Raw genomic sequence first — 19,119 nt, forward strand, 5'->3', positions numbered from 1 at the left:
TGAAACCGATGACACCGCCGACCGCGGCTAGAACTGCTCCGGCGGCCAGAAGCCGGGTGCGTCGCATGACGTGACCTTCTTTTCCCCGAGTTCCCGGTAATCGTGAGCGCGGGTTGCGCGCCGACGCCCAGACGTTAAGAGGCGCTTCCACGGAAATCAATTCCGCGCAGGAAATTCAGGGATTCTTATGCCGAACTTAAAGAAAAAATATGGGGTGATCCTTGAACCCCCGGCATCATCCGTTCGGATGATGTCCCCGGTTCACGCGATCTTGGGCGATAACTCGCTGAGCTGGAAGGTTACAACAACAGCCGGTGAGCCGGTAGTTCCTCACCGGAGCGGGAGGCCCCGGGCCGAGAATACGTCTTTCAGGACGTCGATGCGGTCGGTCATGATGCCGTCGACGCCCATATCCAGCAGCGTATTCATCATTTCCGGATCGTCTATCGTCCAGATGTGCACGGCCAGGCCGAGGCGGTGCAGATAGGCGAGGAATCGCGGCGTGAGCACGGTGAATCGGCCGTGCCGCACCGGGATCTGGGCGGCGATCGCCGCGACGGGCGGCCGCAGCGGCAGACCGGCGCTCGCGGCGACCCGCAGCCGGGCCACCTCGCCCATCCCGAGCGAGGTCGCCACCCGGGGGCCGGCCAGCCGGCGGACCCTCGCCAGCCGGCGGTCGCTGAACGAGGCGAGCAGGACCCGGTCCTCGCTGCCGGTCCGGCGGACCGCCTCGACGGCCGGCCCGACGACCGGATCGGCCTTCACGTCCACGTTGAAACGGATCTCCGGCCAGGCGGTCAGGACGTCCTCGAGCCGGGGGACCGCCGCGGCGCCGCCGACCCGGACGGTCGCGAGGTCGGCCCAGGTCAGATCGGCGACCCGGCCGGGACGGCCGGCCACCCGGTCCAGTGCCGGATCGTGGATGACGACCGGTACGCCGTCCGCCGTGGCGTGCACGTCGGTCTCCACGTACCGATAGCCCAGCCCGACCGCCCGCTGGAAGGCGGCCGCCGTGTTCTCGTCGCCCTCGGCGGCGCCGCCCCGGTGCGCGAAGGCGAGCGGCCGCGGCGCGTCCAGGTACGGATGATCCACGCGACGAGTATGCCGGGCTTTGTTGCGCATCGGTAAAAGACCTGTAGGCCCATTGACCGGCGCCGGTCCCGTGAAGATCCTGTCTTCGCGAAGCGACCACGGTCGCCTCCGCGCAAGGCGAGACACGGGAAGGAGGTGGGTTGCGGTGAGAACCTGTGCGGTGCGCCGGAGCACCATCAAGCGCCGTCACGTCACCCGGCGGTTCGGGGCGCGCCCGCGGGCCCGGCTGCGGATCGTCCCGCGCTGGCCCCGGCTGCGCTGGTCCGCCCGGCTCTCGCAGACCCGCTGACGATGCCGGGACCGAAGGTCGTCGTGATCGGGGCCGGCATCGTCGGCTGCGCGCTCGCCGACGAGCTCACCGGTCAGGGCTGGACCGACGTCACGGTCCTGGAGCAGGGCCCGCTCTTCGCCACCGGCGGATCCAGCTCGCACTCGGCGGGCCTGGTCGTGCAGACCAGCCCGTCCCGGACGCTGTCCCGGCTCGCCCGCTACACCGCCGACAAATACACCGAGCTCGGCTGTTTCGCCCCGGTCGGCAGCCTCGAGGTGGCGACCACCCCGGAGCGGCTGGCCGAGCTGCACCGGCGGTTCGGCTTCGGCCAGGCGTGGGGGATCGGCGCGGCGGTGCTCGACCCGATCGCCTGCCGGCAGCTCTTCCCGCTGCTCGACCCCGGCCGGATCCTCGGCGGGCTGCACGTCCCGTCGGACGGCGTGGCCGCGCCGGTCCGGGCCGCCGAGGCGCAGGCCGCGCGGGCCGCGTCGCGGGGCGCCCGGTTCATCGGCGACGAACGGGTGGTCGCGATCCTGCGGCAGGGCGACCAGGTCAGCGGCGTGCGCAGCGCGGACGCCACCTACCCGGCCGACGTCGTGATCAGCTGCGCCGGGTTCTGGGGGCCGGCGATCGGCGAGCTGGCCGGGGTCACCGTGCCGATGCTGCCGATGGCCCACCAGTTCGTCCGCACCACCGCGGTCGGCGCCCCCGACGGCCTGCCGGTGCTGCGCCACCCGGACCGCGGGCTCTACCTCCGGGCGTACGGCGACCGGCTCGGCGTCGGCTCCTGCCTGCACGAGCCGATCCCGGTGGACCTCGGCGACGTGCCCGGCGACGCGCACCCGGCGATGCTGCCGTTCACGTCCGGCACCTTCAAGCAGTCCTGGTCGGCGGTGGCCGAGCTGATCCCGAGCCTGTCCCGCACCGCTCTCGAGGAGGCCTTCAACGGCGTGCTCGCGGTGACCGCGGACGGCTTCCCGCTGCTCGGCGAGTCCCGGGAGCTGCGCGGCCTCTGGATCGCCGGCGCCGTCTCGGTCACCCACTCGGCCGGGGCGGCGAAGGCCCTCGCCGAGTGGCTCGTCGACGGCTATCCCGGCATCGACCTGCACGAGTGCGACCTGAACCGGTTCGACGAGTCCCGGCTGTCCCCGGCCTACGTGCGCCGGCGGGCGATCCGGACCTACGCCGACACGTTCGGCATCGTCCACCCGCAGGACCCGCCCGCGGTCCGCAACCTGCGCCTCAGCCCGTTCCATCCGCGCCAGGCCGAGCTGGGCGCGGTCTTCGGCGAGGTCTCCGGGTGGGAGCGACCTCTCTGGTACGGGACCAACCCGCCCCCCGAGGAGATCGGGTCGCGGGACGACTGGTCGGCGCGGCACTGGTCGCCGATCGCCGAGACCGAGGCCCGGCAGACCCGCCGCCGGGCCGGCGTCTTCGACCTGACCGGGCAGACCCGGATCGAGGTGACCGGCCCGGCCTCCTTCCTGGCGGGCCTGGTCAGCGGCGACCTGCCCGGCCCGGGATCGGTGACGCACACCCTGCTGCTCGACCCGGCCGGCGGCATCCGCGGCGACATCCGGGTGGCCCGGCTCGCCGAGCAGCGGTTCCTCGTCATCGGCGGCCCGCTCGACTTCGATCATCTGGTGCGCCGGGCGCCGGCCGGCGTCACGGTCCGCGACGTCACCGGCGGGACCTGCGGCCTCGGCGTCTGGGGCCCGCGAGCGCCGGAGTTGCTCGCCTCGATCCACTCCGGCGGCTACCTCGGCATGGTCCCGGTGACGGTGCTGCGGTGCTCGGACGTCGGCGAGCCGGGCGGCGAGGTCTACGCCGAGGCCCAGTACGGGGTGCGTCTCTGGGACACGATCTGGGAGGCCGGCCAGGAGTCGGGGCTGGTGGCGGCCGGGTGGCTGGCGTACGAGAGCTTGCGGATCGAGCACGGGCGCCGGGTCTGGGGCGTCGACATGACCGGTGAGGACGATCCGTACCAGGCCGGGCTCGAGGCGGCGGTGCGGCCGGGCGCGCGGCCGGCGACCCTGCCCGACCGGCGGCTCGCCTGCCTGCGGATCGGGGACACCGGCGAGGTCCCGGTCGGTGGTGAGCCGGTCTACGCCGGCGGCTTCGTGGTCGGCCACGTGACGAGCGCCGCGTACGGGTGGGCGGCCGGCGCCCCGCTGGCGTTCGCCTGGCTGCCCGCCGCCCTCTCGGTCCCGGGCACCCAGGTGGAGATCGGCTACTTCGATCGCCGGCTGCTCGCCACCGTCGCGGCCGAGCCGGTCGTGGAGCCGGAGCAGGAGCAACGACCCCGCCGGTGAACAAACGGGGGTAATTACCCAAGACTCGGACACATGACTCCATGGTCTGCCCTACCTTAAGCCAGGTTCTACTCGGGCAAATCAACTGAAATGGAGCATCTCGTGCGTTCGTCAAGATTCGCGCGGGGCGGCCTCCTGGCCTCTGCCCTGCTTTCGATACTGGCGGCGGTGCACGCCGGCGGGGCTCAGGCCGCCGACGAGACGATCAAGCCGATCGACGCCGGTTACGCCGACTCGCTCGCGCTCAACGGCACCGCGACGGTCGCCTCCGACCGCGGCGCCCACCGGGTCATCGAGCTGACCGGCGGCGGCTTCAAGCAGGCCGGTTCGGCCTGGTCCACCGGCCGGGTCGACCTCACCGCGTCCTTCGAGACGTCGTTCACGGCGCACCTGCACCACGGCCGGCCCGGCGCGGACGGCATCGCGTTCCTCGCCCAGGCCGCCGGGCCGCGGGCGCTCGGCGGCTGGGGTGGCGGCCTCGGATACCGGGGCATCGCCAAGAGCGTGGCGGTCGAGTTCGACACCTACCAGAACACGCCCGACCCCAGCAGCAACCACCTCGCCGTGGTGCTCGGCGGCAACCCGGACCGGCACGCCGCCATCGCCGAGTCGTCGATCCCGCTGTTCGGCAGGCCGTTCCACGCCCGGATCCGCTACGACGCGGCCGCGCACACCCTGAAGGTCTACGTGAAGGCGAAGGGCTCGCCCGAGGAGCTGCTGCTCGACCACCGCGTCGACATCGCCCGGAGCGCCGGCGCCACCAGCGGATGGGTCGGCTTCACCGCGGCCACCGGCGACGTCACCGCGCGCCAGGACGTCTACGACTGGACGGTCGACGCGCCACTCGCTGACTGAACCAATTTATGTCTTTATTTCGAGAATTGCCCGATCGGAGACAAAGCTGATGCCCACGGTCGACCGTGTGCTGTCCGACGAGACCGACGCCACCGCTCCCACCCGGACCGCACCGTCCGAGAAGGAGCCGACAGTCAGCGTGATCGTTCCGGCGCTGAACGAGGCCCGCAACCTGCCGCACGTCTTCGCGCGGCTCCCGCAGGTGGACGAGCTGGTGCTGGTGGACGGGGGGTCCACCGACGACACCGTGGCCGTCGCCCGCCGGCTGCGCCCCGACATCCGGGTGGTCCGGCAGAACCGCCGCGGCAAGGGCAACGCCCTGGCCTGCGGGTTCGCCGCCGCCACCGGCGACATCATCGTCATGATCGACGCCGACGGGTCGACCGACCCGCTCGAGATCCCGAGCTTCGTCGAGACGCTGCGCTCCGGCGCCGACTTCGCGAAGGGCTCCCGCTTCGGCGCGAGCGGCGGCAGCGCCGACATCACCCGGCTGCGGCGGGCCGGCAACAGGTGCCTGAGCCTGCTGGTGAACGCGCTGTTCGGAACCCGGTACAGCGACCTCTGCTACGGCTACAACGCCTTCTGGGCCCGGCACCTCGACGTCTTCGACCTCGACCACACCTCGCCGGCGCCGGACCGCGCGGACGGCCGGCTCTGGGGCGACGGCTTCGAGATCGAGACCCTGCTGAACCTGCGCGCGGCCCGGGCCCGGCTGGAGATCGTGGAGGTGCCGAGCTTCGAGCACTCCCGCATCCACGGCGTCAGCAACCTCAACGCGTTCACCGACGGCATGCGCGTGCTGCGCACCATCGCCCGCGAGTGGCGTCCGCGCCGCCGCACCGCCACGACCTCCCGGAACGGGGCACGCGTCGGATGAGGATCGGCATCGTCGCGAACGCGTACCACCCGGACATCGGCGGGGTGGAGACCCATGTGAAGCGTCTCTGCGCCGGTCTCCTCGCCGCCGGGGACGAGGTCGAGGTGATCACCCAGCACCGGTCGCGCTCCGAGGAGACCGTCGACGGCGTGCTGGTCCGGCGATTCCCGCTCACGGTTCCGGCCGGCAACTACCGCCTTTCGCTTCCGCTCTGGCGGTGGTTGCGGCGTCATGCCGACGAGTACGACGTGCTGCACGTGCACAGCTATCACGCGCTGGCCTCGCTCGGCGCGGCGCAGGCGGGCACCCGTACCCCGATGGTCTTCACGCCGCACTACCACGGGACCGGGCACAGCAGGTTCCGCGCCGCGCTGCACCCGCTCTACCGCCCGCTCGGCCGGACCATCCTGACCCGCTCCAGCGCTGTCGTCTGCGTGACCGCCGCCGAACGCGAGCTGCTCCTGCGGCACTTCCCCGAGGTCGGCGACCGCACCGTGGTCATCCCGAACGGCACCGATCCGCGCCCGGCCGTCCCGGTCGTGCCCGCCCAGTCCCGCCGGATCCTCTGCGTCGGGCGGCTGGAGCAGTACAAGCGGGTGGACCGGGTGATCCGGGCGATGGCGCACCTCGGCCCGGACCACCGGCTCGACGTGGTCGGCACCGGTCCGGCGGCCGACCGGTGGCGGCAGCTCGCCGCCCGGCTCGGCCTGGCCGGCCAGGTCGTCTTCCACGGCCGGCTCGACGACGCCGCGTTCGCGTCCTGCCTCGCGCAGGCCTCGGCCGCGGTCTCCGCCTCGGCGCACGAGGCGTTCGGCATGGCGGTGGCCGACGCGCTCGCCGCCGGCCTGCCCACTGTCGCCGCGCCTATCCCGGCGCACCAGGAGGTCGCCCGGCTGGCCGGGGACGGGGTGTGGCTGCGCTACGCCGACCCGGACGACGAGGCCGACCTGGCCGCCGCGATCATCGAGGCGACCTCGGCCGGTCGCAAGCGTCCCGCCACCCTCCCGACCTGGGACGACGTGGTCGGCGGCATCCGGGACGTCTACGCCGCGGTGACCGCCCGGCCGGCCGCGCAGATCCCCCAGCCGGCGGCGGCGCTCTCTCAGCCGGCGGCGGCTCCCTCCCAGCAGGCAGCTGCGCTCAGTCAGCAGGCGGCGGCTCTCTCTCAGCCGGCAGCGGCGCGGACGCAGCCCGCGGAGGCCGTCGGCTGATGAGTGCCACGACGGCCGGGGTCGACGCCGGCCGGTTCCTTCGAGTCCGTCCTCCCGGCGGCCGCTCCGGCGGCTGGGGGACGGCCGGGTGCGCGCTCACGCTCACGGCCGCGGCGGCGGCGGGCGCCGCCGCCCTGGTGGTCGCGTACCGCCGGGCCGAGTGGGGCGAGGAGGGCCAGTTCGCCTTCTTCTGGGCGGGCATGTTGCTCTTCGTGCTCCCCGCGGCCTTCTTCGGGGTACGCCGGGCCGCCGGCGCCCGGACCCGTCTCGCCGTGCTGACGGGGTACGCGTGCTTCACCTACCTGCCGAAACTGCTCCGCAATCCCTCCGGCCCGCTCTACCACGACGAGTACGCGCACTGGGGTCAGGCGCACGACATCCTCCTGGACGGCCGGCTGTTCGAGCAGAACCCGATCGTCCGGGTCGTCGGCGACTACCCGGGCCTGCACGCGACGGTCTCCTCCCTCGCCGCGCTGACCGGCCTCACCGTCTGGCACGCCGCCCTGCTGCTGCTCGTCACCGCGCACGTGCTCGTCGTCCTCGGCGTCGCGGTCGTCGCCGGTCAGCTCTGGCCGGACCCGCGGATCGGCGTGGCGGCCGCGCTCGTCTACGGCCTGAACAGCTCGTTCCTCTTCTTCGACACCCAGCTCGGGTACGAGTCGCTCGCGATCGCGGTGCTCGTCTGGTCGCTCGCCGGCGCCCTGCGCGCGATGCGGGCGGACACCCGTGGCACCCGGGCCGGCTGGACCGCCTTCGCGCTGCTGCTCGCCGTCGCGACCGTGGCGACCCACCACCTCACCGCGCTCTGGCTCACCGGCATCCTCGGCCTGCTCGCGCTGACCTGCTCGGCCGTCTCGCTGCGCCGCCGCACCCGGGCGATCGGCACGGCGGCCCGGACGGCGTGGGCGCTCACCTCCGGCGCCGCGCTGATCGTCGCCTTCTGGATGGGCGCGGTCGCCCCGCGCACCGGGAGCTACCTCGACCCGTACCTGGGCCGGGCGCTCGGCCAGTTCGGTGGTCTGGCCGGCGGCGGCTCGGGCGGGCGCACCCTGTTCAGCCAGTCGATCGCGCCCTGGTGGGAGCAGTACACCGCGTACGCGGCGCCGGGCTTCGCGCTCGCCGCCATGGCCGGCGCGGCCGCGCTCTGGTGGCGCCGCCGATCGGTGGCGGACCCGTTCACCTCGGCCGGCGTCGCCGCGTTCCTGCTGGTCGGAGCGCTCTACTTCCCGGCCACCCTGCTGATCCTCACCCCGGCCGGGGCGGAGGGCGCACGGCGGTCGTGGGCGTTCAGCTACCTCGGCCTCGCGCTGGCCGCCGCCCCCCTGATCATCGCACTGCTGGACCGCTCGCGCCCGCGGTTCCGCCCGCTCACCGGTGCCCTGCTGCTGCTCGCGTGCGCGCTCGTGCTGGTCGGCAACAACGCGGCCGGGATGAACCCGTCGTACCGCTTCCCCGGACCGCCGGTCTTCGGCTCGGACACCCGGGCCGCCACCCCCGAGGTGCTCGCGGCGGCCGCCTGGCTGCGCGAGACCCAGGGACGGGAGACCCGGCTCGTCGCCGACCGCTACTCCGGACTGATCTTCGGCTCGTACGGGGAGCAGGAGCCGACCACCGGCTCCGCCACGTTCCCGGCGTACGACCTCTACCTCGCCCGGCCCGGCGAGCCGATCGCGCCGGCGCTGCTGGAACAGCTGCGCAGCTGGCGGTTCGAGTTCCTCGTGGTGGACCGGCGGATGGCCGAACAGGTGCCCGACATCAAGATCTATTTCGAGACGAACGAGCCGATCCCGCACGACGGCCGGCCGGCGTTCACGAAGGCCCAGCTCACCAAGTTCGACACGATGCCCTGGCTGATCAAGATGTACGACGGCCCGAACGTGGCGATCTACCGCTTCGACTTCGCCCGGCTCGGGAGCGCGCGATGAGGACGATCCGCCTGGCCTGGCTCGCCGTCGTCTGCCTGGCCGGCGCCCTCGGGGTCGAGGGCCGGGCCTGGGCCGCCGTGCCTCTGTGCCTGGTCGCCCTGGTGATCGTGGGGGAGTTGCTGCTGCGCGCCCTGCCGGGAGTCCCGGCGGAATCGGGCGTGCCGGCGGCCCGGGCCGGGATGGCAGCGGTGGCCGGCCTGGTGACGCTGCCCCTCGTGGCGCTTCTTCTGCACGCCGCCGGCTCTCCGGTCCGCAGCGTCCCGCTCGTGATCGGCGAGTCCGCGGTCGTTCTCCTCGCGGCGCTGGCGGCGCTGCTGCGTGATCGGGGTAGGCCGGCGTCGACGGTTCGAAGTGCCGGCCTGCCGGCCCAGCGATCGGCGAAGACGAGCCTGGCGATGGAGTGGCCGGCCGGGGATGGCTCGGCCGCGGGAACCGCCGGCGTGGGCACCCCGGCGGCGGACGGTCTCGCCGCGGGCGGCCATGCCGCGGCGAGCCTGGCCGTCGCGGAGACGGTCCCGGCCGCTTCCCCAAGTGCCGAAATTTCAGGACAAAAGGTGGGATTGGCGGCGGTCTGGCTCGCTGGTGCTCTTCCGGTGGTTCTCGTCGGGGTGATCGGTGCGGTGGCGGCGAAGGTCTATCTGGAGTCGCCGCGGCCTGCGGAACCCGGGTATCTCAGCGTGGCGCTGGGCGGGTGGGCGGCCGGGATCGAGGCGCCGGTGACGGTTCCGGTGCGGGGGCTCGCCGTGCCGGTGCGGGTCACGAGTGCCGGGCTCGGGGACGTCACGACGATGGTGCGGCTGCGGATCGGCGGCCGGATCGTGGCGGCCAAGCGGGTGACCGTCGCGGCCGACACGGTGCGGTCCTTCACGATCCGCGTTCCGGCCGTGCCGCCGGACGGCTGCCTGCACCCGGTGAACATCAGCGTCGGCAGGATGAGCGCCGGCTTCTACGCCCGCGGCCCGGTCACGAGCCGTCTCGAGAGGCGCTCGGCGTGCTGATCGGGGCGGTCCGGCGGCTCGGGCATGATTCGCTGGCCCGGAACAGCCTGCTCATCATGGCCACCACCGTGGCGAACGGCGGGTTCGGCTATCTCTACTGGATGCTCGCGGCCCGGTGCGTCCCGGCCTCGGAGATCGGCACGGCGACGGCGCTGATCTCGGCGGCCACGGCGGTCAGCATGATGGCGAACCTGGGCGCCGGGCACATGTTCATCCAGCGGCTGCCCGGCAGCGACCCGGCCGGCTGGTCGCGGATCGTCTCCGGCGGACTGATCTTCGCGGTGGCCGCGACCGCCGCCGTGGCGACCGCGGCCGCGCTGGTCGTGCCGCCGGTGGCGGGCAACTTCGGGTTCCTGGCCGGGGCCGGGGGTGCGGCCGCGCTGGTCTGCGCCGCGGTCGCGGTCACGCTCACGACGTTGCTGGACAGCGTCTACGTGGCGCACCGGGCCGGGCACGGCATGCTCGTCCGCAATCTGACGGTGGCGCTCGGGAAGATCCTCGTGCTCTTCGTGATCCTGGCCGTCCCGCGGGTGGCCGGGCTGGACTGGGCCGAAGCCGTCCTGGTCTCCTGGACCCTGCCGGCGCTGCTGGTGAGCGCGCTGACCGTGGTGGTCGGCCCGAGCCGGTTGCTGCCGGGCGCGCGGCTGCTGCCCCGGTTCCGGTCGCCGGCCGGGATCCGGTCGGAGCTTCCTCATCTGTGGACGGCGCTGACCGGGCATCACCTGATCAATCTGGCGCAGGCCGGGCCCGCCGCGCTGTTGCCGGTCCTGGTGACGGCGCGGCTCGGGCCGGATGCGAACGCGCACTTCTACCTCGCCTGGATGACCGCGTCGATGCTGTTCATGGTGTCGCCCGCGGTGGCGTCGGCGCTCTATGCCGAGCGGACCAACGCGGGGCGGACCAATGCGGGGCGGACCAACGCGGGGCGGACCAGCGCGGGGCGGACCAGCGCGGGGCGGGCCGGGATCGCTCGCGCTTCGGTCGTGGTGGTGACCGTGGTGGGCGGGCCGGCGGCCGTGCTGCTGGTGGCCGGGGACGCGATCCTCGGGCTGTTCAGCGCCGGGTACGCGGCCGAGGGCGGACTGCTTCTCAAGATCCTCGTAGTGGCGGCGCTTCCGGACGCGGTCACCAATCTGGCGGTGGCGCACTGGCGGTCGCAGGGGCGGTTCCGGCTCTGCCGGCGGCTCAACGCCGTCCGCGCCGGGGCGTGCCTGCTGCTCACCTGGATGCTGCTGCCGTCGCTCGGGGTGACCGGGGCCGGGGTCGCGTGGCTGGCCGGGCAGGCGACGAGTGCCCTGGTCGTCGGCGTTCTGGCGATCCGGGGATCCGGCGCGCACGTGTTGCGACCCCTGGTGTTCCGGCCACGAGCAGGGTCCGGAGCCTACGAATCAGCATCCGTGCGTCACCGCCGTCACGGGACCGCCGCCGATGCGGTTGGGGAGCAGTGGGTCGTACATGTCGGAAATGAGACTGACCGGCGCGAAGCCGGCGGCAAGCCGGGGGGTTTCCGATGAGGATCCTGCACCTGTCCAATCTGTATGCGCCGGTGATCGGTGGGCTGGAACGCAGCATCGCGACCAGCAGCGAGGAGATGGTGCGGCGCGGCCACGAGGTCACCGTGCTGACGCTCGCGACCCCGGCGGCGCCCGACGACGAGGAGATCAACGGGGTACGGGTGCTGCGGGTGCGCAGCATCGCGAACACCATGCTGCCGGGACTCAACGCCGACGCGGCGAAACCGTTCCACCCGACCGTGCCGGACCCGCTCACCACCTCGGACATCGCCCGGACGCTGCGTGCACACACGTTCGACCTGGTGCACAGCCACGACTGGCTGATGTACAGCTACCTGCCGCTGCGGTTCGGCCGGCTCGGCCTGCCGCACGTGCACACCGCGCACGACTTCGGGCTGGCCTGCGTGCGCAAGACGTTCTCCCGCAACGGGCGCCGCTGCACCTCGGGGCCGAGCCTGGCCCGTTGCGTCGGCTGCGCCACCGGCCAGTACGGACGCCCGCGCTCGGCCGTGCTCACCGCCGGGCTGCGCAGCCAGCGGCACCGGGGCATCGACGCGCTCACCGCGATCTCGTCCTCGGTGGCGTCGGCGCTGAACCTGGCCCGGCTCCCCGGTGACCTGCCGGTCCGGGTGCTCTCCAGTCTCGTCCCGGACGGCCTCGACGACCTGGCCCGGGACACGCCCCGGCCGGACTGGCTGCCGGACCAGCCCTACCTGCTCTTCGTCGGCCAGCTCGGCCCGCACAAGGGCATCGACGTGCTGTTCACGGCCTACCGGCGGCTGGTCGCGACCGTGCCGGACGCGCCCCGGCTGGTCTGCCTCGGCACCCGCCGCGACGACACCCCGCCGATCCCGCCCGGCGTCGTGGTCCGGCACGACGTGCCGCACGCGCAGGTGATGGCGGCCTGGCACGGTGCGGCGGCCGGGGTCGTGCCGTCGCTGCTGGAGGGGATGGGCCAGGTCGCGGTCGAGGCGATGCTGGCCGGCGCGCCCCTGGTCGCCTCGGCCTCCGGCGGCCTGCTCGACGTGGTGTGCGACGGCGTGAACGGCCTGCTCGTCCCGCCCGGCGACCCCGACCTGCTGCACACCGCGCTGCTGCGCGTGCTCACCGACCGTGACCTGGCCGGGCGGCTGCGGGACGCCGGCCTGGAACGCGGACTCGACTTCACCGCGGCGCGCGTCGTCCCCCAGATCGAGGAGGTCTACCGTGAGTGCATCGCCCACGCATCCTGACCAGCGGATCCGTGTTCTCGTCGTCGGCTCGGGCTGGCGGTTCCTCTCCGGGATCAGCTACTACACCTGCCGGCTCAGCAACGCGCTCTCGTCACGCTACGAAGTCGGCGCGCTTCTGATGCGCCGGCTGCTGCCGGCGCGCCTCTATCCCGGGCGTGAGCGCGTCGGTCACTCGCTTGCCGACTTGCGCTATGCGTCTTCGGTACGGGTGTTCGACGGCGTCGACTGGTTCGCCGTGCCGTCGCTGTTCCGCGCCGTGCGATTCCTGCGCTCGTTCCGGCCGGACGTCCTGGTCCTCCAGTGGTGGACCGGGGCGGTGCTGCACTCGTACCTCGCCCTGGTCCTCGCCGCGCGCTCGCTCGGGATCAAGGTGGTGGTGGAGTTCCACGAGGTGCAGGACACCGGGGAGGCGCGGCACGCGTGGGCGGCCCGGTACGTCCGCCGCTGCATCCGGCCGCTGCTGTCCCGGACCGACGGGGTGGTCGTGCACTCGCGGTTCGACCTCGCGGCCGTCTCGGACATCTACGGCATCGCCGGCGTGCCGGCCGAGATCGCCCTGCACGGGCCGTTCGACCATCACGAGCCGGTGGCGCGGCGGCCCGGCCCGGACGGGGTCTGCCGGCTGCTGTTCTTCGGGACGATCCGGCCGTACAAGGGGCTCGAGGACCTGATCGAGGCGTTCGCCGGGCTCGGGCCGGGATACCACCTCACGGTCGTCGGCGAGACCTGGGAGGGCTGGACGCTGCCCGGCGAGATGATCGTCGACTCGCCGGTGCGGGACCGGATCACGTTCGTCAACCGGTACGTCGCGGACGCCGAGGTGAACGACTTCTTCGCCGGGGCGGACGTGGTGGTGCTGCCGTACCGCCGGAGTTCGGCGAGCGGGCCGCTGCACATCGCGATGAGTCACGGGGTTCCGGTCGTGGTGACCGGGGTGGGCGGGCTGGTCGAGGCGGCCTCGGACTACAGCGGGACGGTGTTCGTACCGCCCGCGTCGCCGGCCGAGCTGGCCCTCGGCATCGCGAAAGCCGCCGGCCTGGCAGGCCGGCGGCACGCGGATCCGTCATCGTGGGCGAAGACCGTCGACGCCTACTCCCGGTTGTTCGCTCAGTTCTCTCAGTTGGAGAGCACGACGTCGTCGAACCAGACCGAGCCGGAGTTGTCGCCCGACTTGAGGTGAAGCTGGACGCTGGCGGCGCCGGCCGGGGCCGTCGCGTCGACGGTCAGCTTCGTCCAGTTGCTGGTGCCCTTCGCGACCTGCTTCGAGCTGCTCTGGCCGAGCCACTTGTCGTTGGCGTCGAACCAGCTCAGCGCGATCTCGTTGGAGCCGGTCACGCCGGTGCCCTTGGCCCAGGCCTCGGCGTGCCACTTCTGGCCGGGCAGCACCGGGTTGACCGGGGAGGTACGGACCGACGGCAGGCCGGCGGAGGTGCGGCCGGTGCCCGAGAAGCGGGCCGAGCCGGAACCGGTGTGCGCCACGTCGCGGACCCGGACGGCGGAACCCTGCTCGGCCAGGTACGGACGCCACGGCGAGTTGCCGGCCGCCGCCTCGAAGCCGAGGTCGAGCACGCTGTTCGTGAGCTTGCCGCCGGTCCACGCGGTGCGGACCACGGCGGCGGCCGGCTTCGCGGTGCCGTCCGCCCGGTACAGGCCGAACCGGTACTGTGCCGCCAGCTTCGACACCTGCGAGTTCGACGGGATCGCGCCGTCGCTGAAGTCGTTCAGCGTCCACGGCGCCACCGAGCCGACCTTGGCGACCTGCGCGGCCTGGAAGACCCGGGCCAGGAACGCGGCCTGCTCGCCCTCGCTGCCCGAACCGGCCGCGGTGGTCACGCCGGTCTCGCCGATCACGATCGGGGAGGGGCTGACCGCCGACTGCGCCTTGCGGATCTCGGCGAGCGAACGCTCCGAGGAGCCGTAGAAGTGGAAGTCGTAGTAGTCGAGCGGGGTCGCCGACAGCAGGGACTTGATCTTCGCCATCGCGGGGGCGCCGCTCTGGCCGTCGACGCTCAGCGTCAGCGGCATCTGCGGGACGGCCGCGCGGACCGCCGGGATGATCCGCTTCACCCAGGCCACGGCGGCCGGGTCGTTCGGGTTGAACTCGTTCTTCAGCTCCACCGAGATGACGCGGGGGTCGTTCGCGTACGGGCTGAGCACGGCCTTCGCCCAGGCGGCGCTGCCGGTCGCGTCGTTGTAGCCGGCCCACCAGTCGAAGAGCGTGAACTTCACGGTGAGGCCGTACGAGTCGGCGATGTTGACGAACTTGCGGAGGCGCTCGGTGTACTCGGCCTTCGGGGTGGGGTAGCCGAACGCCTGCGGAAAGACGATCACGCGGACGTTGTCGGCGCCGAGCGCGGCGGCCTTCGCCATGTCCGCGTCGATCCGGGCGGCGTCGAACGAGGTCCACATCGCGGACCAGCCGGCGTCCGACGGGTAGTAGTTGATCGTCTTGGCGGAGAGGGTGGCGTCGAGGCGGCTCGCCTTCGTCGCCACTACCGAACCCTGCACCTTCACGGCCCCGGCCTGCATGCCGCTCTTCACGGCCACCGCCTTGCTCTTCGGGGTGGGCGTCGGCTTGGTCGCGGCCGTGGCCTCCCCGGCCGGCGTCACGACGGCGAGGAGGAGCGAGGATGCCAGGATCGCCGCGCGGCTGCGAACAGTCTTCACGGAAGCTTGAGCCCTTCATTCGAACGTTCTGCGGTGTGGCCCCTCCATTCGGCTCATGGGGCGGCCCACCTCAGGCTTCCGTCGATGCAGTGCGGTTGCCGGTGGGGAGCGGAAAGGTGCACAGCCTTCATTCCCCGGACGGCGGCCGATGGTGCGCCGGCTCACCGCCCGGGAAACTTCGGACTTTTGCCTGGTCAGGCGGGGTAGTGCCGAGGTGTGTAGACCGAACGGCCACCCTTCGACACCCGAGTCTGCGACGAACCGACGATGAGCAGGCAGCGCATGTCGACAGTGGCCGGGTCGAGCTCGGCCAGCGTGGTGATCCGCACCTCCTCGGCCGGGCCGCCGACATCCCGGCCGACCACCACCGGGGTCTCGCCGGCCCGGTGCTCCAGCAGCAGCTTGCGGGCCCGGACCAGCTGCTCGGTCCGGGACTTCGACGCCGGGTTGTAGACGGCGATCACCAGGTCGGCCGCGGCAGCCGCCTCCAGCCGCCTCTCGATCACCGACCAGGGCTTGAGCCGGTCGGAGAGGGACAGGATGCAGAAGTCGTGCCCGAGCGGGGCGCCGGCCCGGCTCGCCACGGCCTGCGCCGCGGTCAGCCCCGGCACGATCCGGACCGGGACCTCCCGCCACTGCGCGTCCTCGGCGGTCTCCAGCACGGCTGCGGCCATGGCGAACACCCCCGGATCCCCGGACGAGACCACGGCCACCCGCCGGCCGCGCTTCGCCAGGTCGAGCGCGAAGGCGGCGCGCTCGGCCTCGACCTTGTTGTCCGAGGGATGGCGGCGCTGCCGGGGGTTCGCCGGCACCCGATCCACATAGGTGGTGTACCCGATCACGTCGTCGGCTGCTGCCAGGGCGGCGGCGGCCTCGGGCGTGAGCCAGTCCCGGGGGCCCGGCCCCAGCCCGATGACGGTGACGCTCCCGAGCCCAGGCTGTACCTCCCCGTCACTCGGCGCTGCGCTCCAGCTCAGCCGCTCACCGGACGCCGGCACCTCACCGGACGCCAACGGCTCCGCGGTGTCGGCCGCCACCCCTTCCTGGCCTGACATAACCGACGTGGCGGCCGGGCTCGGGAGGAGGGCGAGGGAGAAGTACGGCACCGACTCCGGATCCACCTCGCTCAGCGGCGCTGACCGTTCCCGATCAGTGGTGGCGCGTTCGACGTACCACGCGTCGTCGAGGCGGCCGGCCTGTTCGAGTGCTTCCCGCACGCCGGGGAAGGTACGGCCCAGCTTCATCACGGCCGCCGAGTCGGTGGTGGCGAGGCGGGCCGCCAGCTCGGCCGGCGGGAGGGTGCCGGGCAGGACCGTGAGCACCTCGTCGCGTTCCATGAGCGGCCGGCCGAGGACGGCCGAGGCGGCGCTCACCGAGGTGACGCCCGGGACGACGGTGGTCTCGTACCGGTCGGCGAGACGCTTGTGCATGTGCATGTAGGAGCCGTAGAAGAACGGGTCGCCCTCGGCCAGCACCACCACGTCGCGGCCGGCGTCGAGGTGCGCGGCCAGGCGGGCGGCGGCCTCGGCGTAGAACTCGTCGATCGCCCCCTGGTAGCCGCCCGGGTGATCGGTCGTCTCGGTGGTGACCGGGTAGATCAGCGGCTCCTCGATCTGCCCCTCACGGAGGTAGCCCGCCGCGATCGCCCGGGCGTTGCTGCGGCCGTGCCGGGCGGCGTGGTACGCGATGACCCCGGCCTCCGCGATGAGCCGGGCCGCCTTCACGGTGACCAGTTCGGGGTCGCCGGGGCCGAGCCCGACACCGTAGAGCCGGCCTTTCCTGTTCTCCACGTTCGTCACTCTTTTTCCGAGGCGATGGCGTTGATCGCGGCAGCCGTCATGGCACTCCCGCCGCGGCGTCCGCGAACGATCAGATATTCCAGGTCCGAGCCGGCGAGCGCCTCCTTGGACTCGGCCGCCCCGATGAACCCGACCGGGATCCCGAGCACCGCGGCCGGCCGGGGCGCGCCCGCCTCGATCATCTCCAGCAGCCGGAACAGCGCGGTCGGCGCGTTGCCGATCGCCACGACCGCGCCGCCGAGCCGGTCGCCCCACAGGTCGAGGGCGGCGGCGCTGCGGGTGTTGCCGACCCTCTCGGCGAGCTCCGGGACGGCCGGGTCGCGCAGCGTGCAGACCACGTCGTTCGCCCGCGGCAGCCGGGCGCGGGTCACCCCGGACGCCACCATCTCGGCGTCGCACAGGATCGGCGCGCCGTCGAGCAGCGCCTTCCGGGCGGCCGTCACCACGCCCGGGCTGAACCGCACGTCCCCCACGAGATCAACCTGCCCGCACGCGTGGATCATCCGAACCACGACGCGGGCCACATCATCCGGCAGCCCGCTCAGATCGGCCTCGGCGCGGATCGTGGCGAACGACCGCCGATAGATCTCAGCGCCGTCGCGCACGTACTCCATCAAGCCCTCCTCGCCGCCGCCACCACGTCTCCCAGCTCACCCGAGCCGAAAGCGAGGGCGACAGCCTCATGACCGACATTTCCGATATGTCCGGCGAAACCGGCACCATATTCCCGCTCCGGCCCGGCGCCCCGCTCCGGCTGGGCGGCCCGCTCCGCCTGGCCGCCCCGCTCCGCCTGGCCGCCCCGCTCCGCCTGGCCGCCCCGCTCCGGCTGGGTGACGCGATAGCCCGCCGGAGTGGCCAGTACCTGCACATGGCGTCCCGCCGGACTGCCGCAAGCTCTCTCGCACCCGACCCAGTGCACCGGCGACCCATCGACGAAACGGGATGTTCTGGTGGCGTCAGAACGCACGTCAGCCAGGGATTTGGCGCAGCCCGGACGCCCGGCACAGGCGGTCACACCCACCCACGGCGAATCGGGCGCCAGGGCCAGGCCCGCGTCGGCGAGGCGTTCGATCCAGCCAGGAGCCTCGTCGGGCCGCAGGTCGGTCACGAGCACCCCACGCCCCGGAGTGATCACCAGGCGGGCCGCTTTTTCCAGGACCTTCATGTGTACGGGACCAAGCCTCCCCAACGGCACCAACGCCCCGACCGCGACGAGCGGACTACCCGGCTGTTCCAAAATCCCGAGCAGATCACCCCGCTCCCCACGCTCCTCCCCGCGCCCCTCCCCACGCTCCTCCCCGCGCCCCTCCCCGCGCTCCTCCCCACGCCCGTCCGCGCGATCTTGTGACTCTTCGCAGGACCGTTCCTGCGCGAATTCACAAGATCGGGGAAAGGGGGGTCGCGGGGAGGCGGGTCGCGGGGAGGCGGGTGGCGTGGAGGCGGGTGGCGGGGAGGCGGGTGGCGTGGAGGAAGGCTGCGGGAGGCTCAGTGCTGCTGTGACGCGGGCGGACACTCGGGTGGGGCCGTCGGTCAGTTCGCGGAGGCGCCAGGCTTTTGACTGCTGGGAATCCCGTTCGGCGAGGAAGGCGTGTGCCGCCGCGATCAGTGCCTCGACCACGCGATCCGGGCCGACGCGCAGGCCGGTGTCGTGGCCGCCCAGCAGGATGGCGAAGGAGTCGCCCGAGGACGACCCGGTCCCGGAGGAGCCATCCGGGATGGGGACGGCCGCTACGTCGGTTGCCAGCGGGACCTCGCCCAGGGCGAAGAGGAATTTGCCTGGTAGGCGGGGTAGTTCCGGATCGGCGAGGAGGGCGGCGTCCAACTGGGGGAGTAGGGCGCGGAGCTCGGGTCCGGCCAGTGGGGGCGCCGCTATGTTGCGTACGGGATCGTGGGTTTGTGAAGGCAGGAGGCCCGCGGCGCGCAAGCGGGCCGCCAAGGTCTCCGCCGCCTCGGCTCGCACGCCTCTGATTTGGAGATTCGCTCGCGAGGTGAGTTCGAGGGAACCGTCGCCGGCCTGCTCGGTGAGCTCGCGGAGCGCGCGCATCTGATCGCCGGTGAGGACGCCCGCGGGCAGCCGGACACGCGCCAGGAGCCCGTCGGCCGCGGCATGCAACCGCAGCGCTCCGGGGCAGGCGTCGGTGTCGGACTGCCGGAGGGGTGCCACGGCCCGGATACTACGGGCGGCCCCCGACAGCGTCGCATCCTCGGGTCGGGAGCGTCACCCCGCCTTGACGGCGAGCGGGGCGTTCGGAAAGGTGGGAGGTCTACCAGCGGCGAAGCCGCGGAGGAAGCCGGTGCGATTCCGGCGCGGTCCCGCCACTGTGACCGGGTCAGCACGACCCGGAAGTCAGGAACTCCGTTCGCCG

At 72.9% G+C, this 19,119-nt stretch carries 15 protein-coding genes and 1 riboswitch; of the genes, 10 read left to right on the plus strand and 5 right to left on the minus strand.

Annotated features, from left to right (window positions below):
- Positions 1–330: 330 nt before the first annotated feature.
- Positions 331–1,122, minus strand: a complete 792-nt coding sequence (locus AB0G10_RS05080) for a glycerophosphodiester phosphodiesterase (protein ID WP_360916647.1) — start codon at positions 1,120–1,122, stop codon at positions 331–333.
- 115 nt (positions 1,123–1,237) lie between these two features.
- On the opposite strand from AB0G10_RS05080, the gene AB0G10_RS05085 reads away from it, so the two are divergent.
- The 10 genes from AB0G10_RS05085 to AB0G10_RS05130 all read left to right on the plus strand — a co-directional run bounded on the left by AB0G10_RS05085 (position 1,238) and on the right by AB0G10_RS05130 (position 13,467).
- Complete coding sequence (locus AB0G10_RS05085; RefSeq protein ID WP_360916650.1) at positions 1,238–1,381, plus strand: hypothetical protein; 144 nt, start codon at positions 1,238–1,240, stop codon at positions 1,379–1,381.
- Between the two features lie 2 nt (positions 1,382–1,383).
- Positions 1,384–3,675 carry an FAD-dependent oxidoreductase gene (locus tag AB0G10_RS05090; RefSeq protein ID WP_360916653.1) on the plus strand — a complete coding sequence of 764 codons (2,292 nt, stop codon included), beginning with the start codon at positions 1,384–1,386 and terminating at the stop codon, positions 3,673–3,675.
- Positions 3,676–3,777: 102 nt separating this feature from the next.
- A complete protein-coding gene (locus AB0G10_RS05095) occupies positions 3,778–4,530 on the plus strand; it encodes an L-type lectin-domain containing protein (protein WP_360916656.1) in 753 nt (250 codons plus the stop codon).
- 49 nt (positions 4,531–4,579) lie between these two features.
- On the plus strand, positions 4,580–5,407 hold the full coding sequence (locus AB0G10_RS05100) for a glycosyltransferase family 2 protein (protein ID WP_360916659.1): 828 nt from the start codon (positions 4,580–4,582) through the stop codon (positions 5,405–5,407).
- Positions 5,404–6,618, plus strand: a complete 1,215-nt coding sequence (locus tag AB0G10_RS05105; RefSeq protein ID WP_360916662.1) for a glycosyltransferase family 4 protein — start codon at positions 5,404–5,406, stop codon at positions 6,616–6,618. The genes AB0G10_RS05100 and AB0G10_RS05105 overlap by 4 nt, the downstream gene beginning before the upstream one ends.
- The gene (locus tag AB0G10_RS05110) at positions 6,618–8,543 is read left to right on the plus strand and encodes a hypothetical protein (RefSeq protein WP_360916665.1); all 1,926 of its coding nucleotides are present in this window, start codon (positions 6,618–6,620) and stop codon (positions 8,541–8,543) included. The genes AB0G10_RS05105 and AB0G10_RS05110 overlap by 1 nt, the downstream gene beginning before the upstream one ends.
- A complete protein-coding gene (locus AB0G10_RS05115) occupies positions 8,540–9,541 on the plus strand; it encodes a hypothetical protein (protein WP_360916668.1) in 1,002 nt (333 codons plus the stop codon). The genes AB0G10_RS05110 and AB0G10_RS05115 overlap by 4 nt, the downstream gene beginning before the upstream one ends.
- Positions 9,535–11,055 carry a sugar transporter gene (locus AB0G10_RS05120; protein ID WP_360916671.1) on the plus strand — a complete coding sequence of 507 codons (1,521 nt, stop codon included), beginning with the start codon at positions 9,535–9,537 and terminating at the stop codon, positions 11,053–11,055. Before AB0G10_RS05115 ends, AB0G10_RS05120 begins: the two co-directional genes overlap by 7 nt.
- Positions 11,052–12,287, plus strand: coding sequence for a glycosyltransferase family 4 protein (locus AB0G10_RS05125; RefSeq protein WP_360916674.1), 1,236 nt, complete (start codon positions 11,052–11,054; stop codon positions 12,285–12,287). The genes AB0G10_RS05120 and AB0G10_RS05125 overlap by 4 nt, the downstream gene beginning before the upstream one ends.
- The gene (locus tag AB0G10_RS05130; protein WP_360916676.1) at positions 12,262–13,467 is read left to right on the plus strand and encodes a glycosyltransferase; all 1,206 of its coding nucleotides are present in this window, start codon (positions 12,262–12,264) and stop codon (positions 13,465–13,467) included. Before AB0G10_RS05125 ends, AB0G10_RS05130 begins: the two co-directional genes overlap by 26 nt.
- Here the strand turns inward: AB0G10_RS05130 and AB0G10_RS05135 are convergent.
- From AB0G10_RS05135 to AB0G10_RS05150, 4 genes are all read right to left on the minus strand, one after another.
- Positions 13,404–14,954 carry a cellulase family glycosylhydrolase gene (locus AB0G10_RS05135; protein WP_360916679.1) on the minus strand — a complete coding sequence of 517 codons (1,551 nt, stop codon included), beginning with the start codon at positions 14,952–14,954 and terminating at the stop codon, positions 13,404–13,406. The genes AB0G10_RS05130 and AB0G10_RS05135 overlap by 64 nt on opposite strands.
- 194 nt (positions 14,955–15,148) lie before the next feature.
- The gene (locus AB0G10_RS05140) at positions 15,149–16,744 is read right to left on the minus strand and encodes a precorrin-2 C(20)-methyltransferase (RefSeq protein WP_360916682.1); all 1,596 of its coding nucleotides are present in this window, start codon (positions 16,742–16,744) and stop codon (positions 15,149–15,151) included.
- Positions 16,745–16,749: 5 nt separating this feature from the next.
- Positions 16,750–17,370 (minus strand): precorrin-8X methylmutase, encoded by a 621-nt coding sequence (locus AB0G10_RS05145; protein ID WP_360916685.1) that lies wholly within the window; start codon positions 17,368–17,370, stop codon positions 16,750–16,752.
- Positions 17,367–18,917: a precorrin-3B synthase gene (locus AB0G10_RS05150; RefSeq protein WP_360916688.1), complete on the minus strand. Its 1,551-nt coding sequence runs from the start codon at positions 18,915–18,917 to the stop codon at positions 17,367–17,369. Before AB0G10_RS05150 ends, AB0G10_RS05145 begins: the two co-directional genes overlap by 4 nt.
- A 120-nt stretch (positions 18,918–19,037) precedes the next feature.
- Positions 19,038–19,110: riboswitch (cobalamin riboswitch) on the plus strand.
- The last annotated feature ends 9 nt before the right edge of the window (positions 19,111–19,119 follow it).

It is taken from the genome of Actinoplanes sp. NPDC023714 (genome assembly GCF_040639855.1).
GTDB lineage: Bacteria > Actinomycetota > Actinomycetes > Mycobacteriales > Micromonosporaceae > Actinoplanes.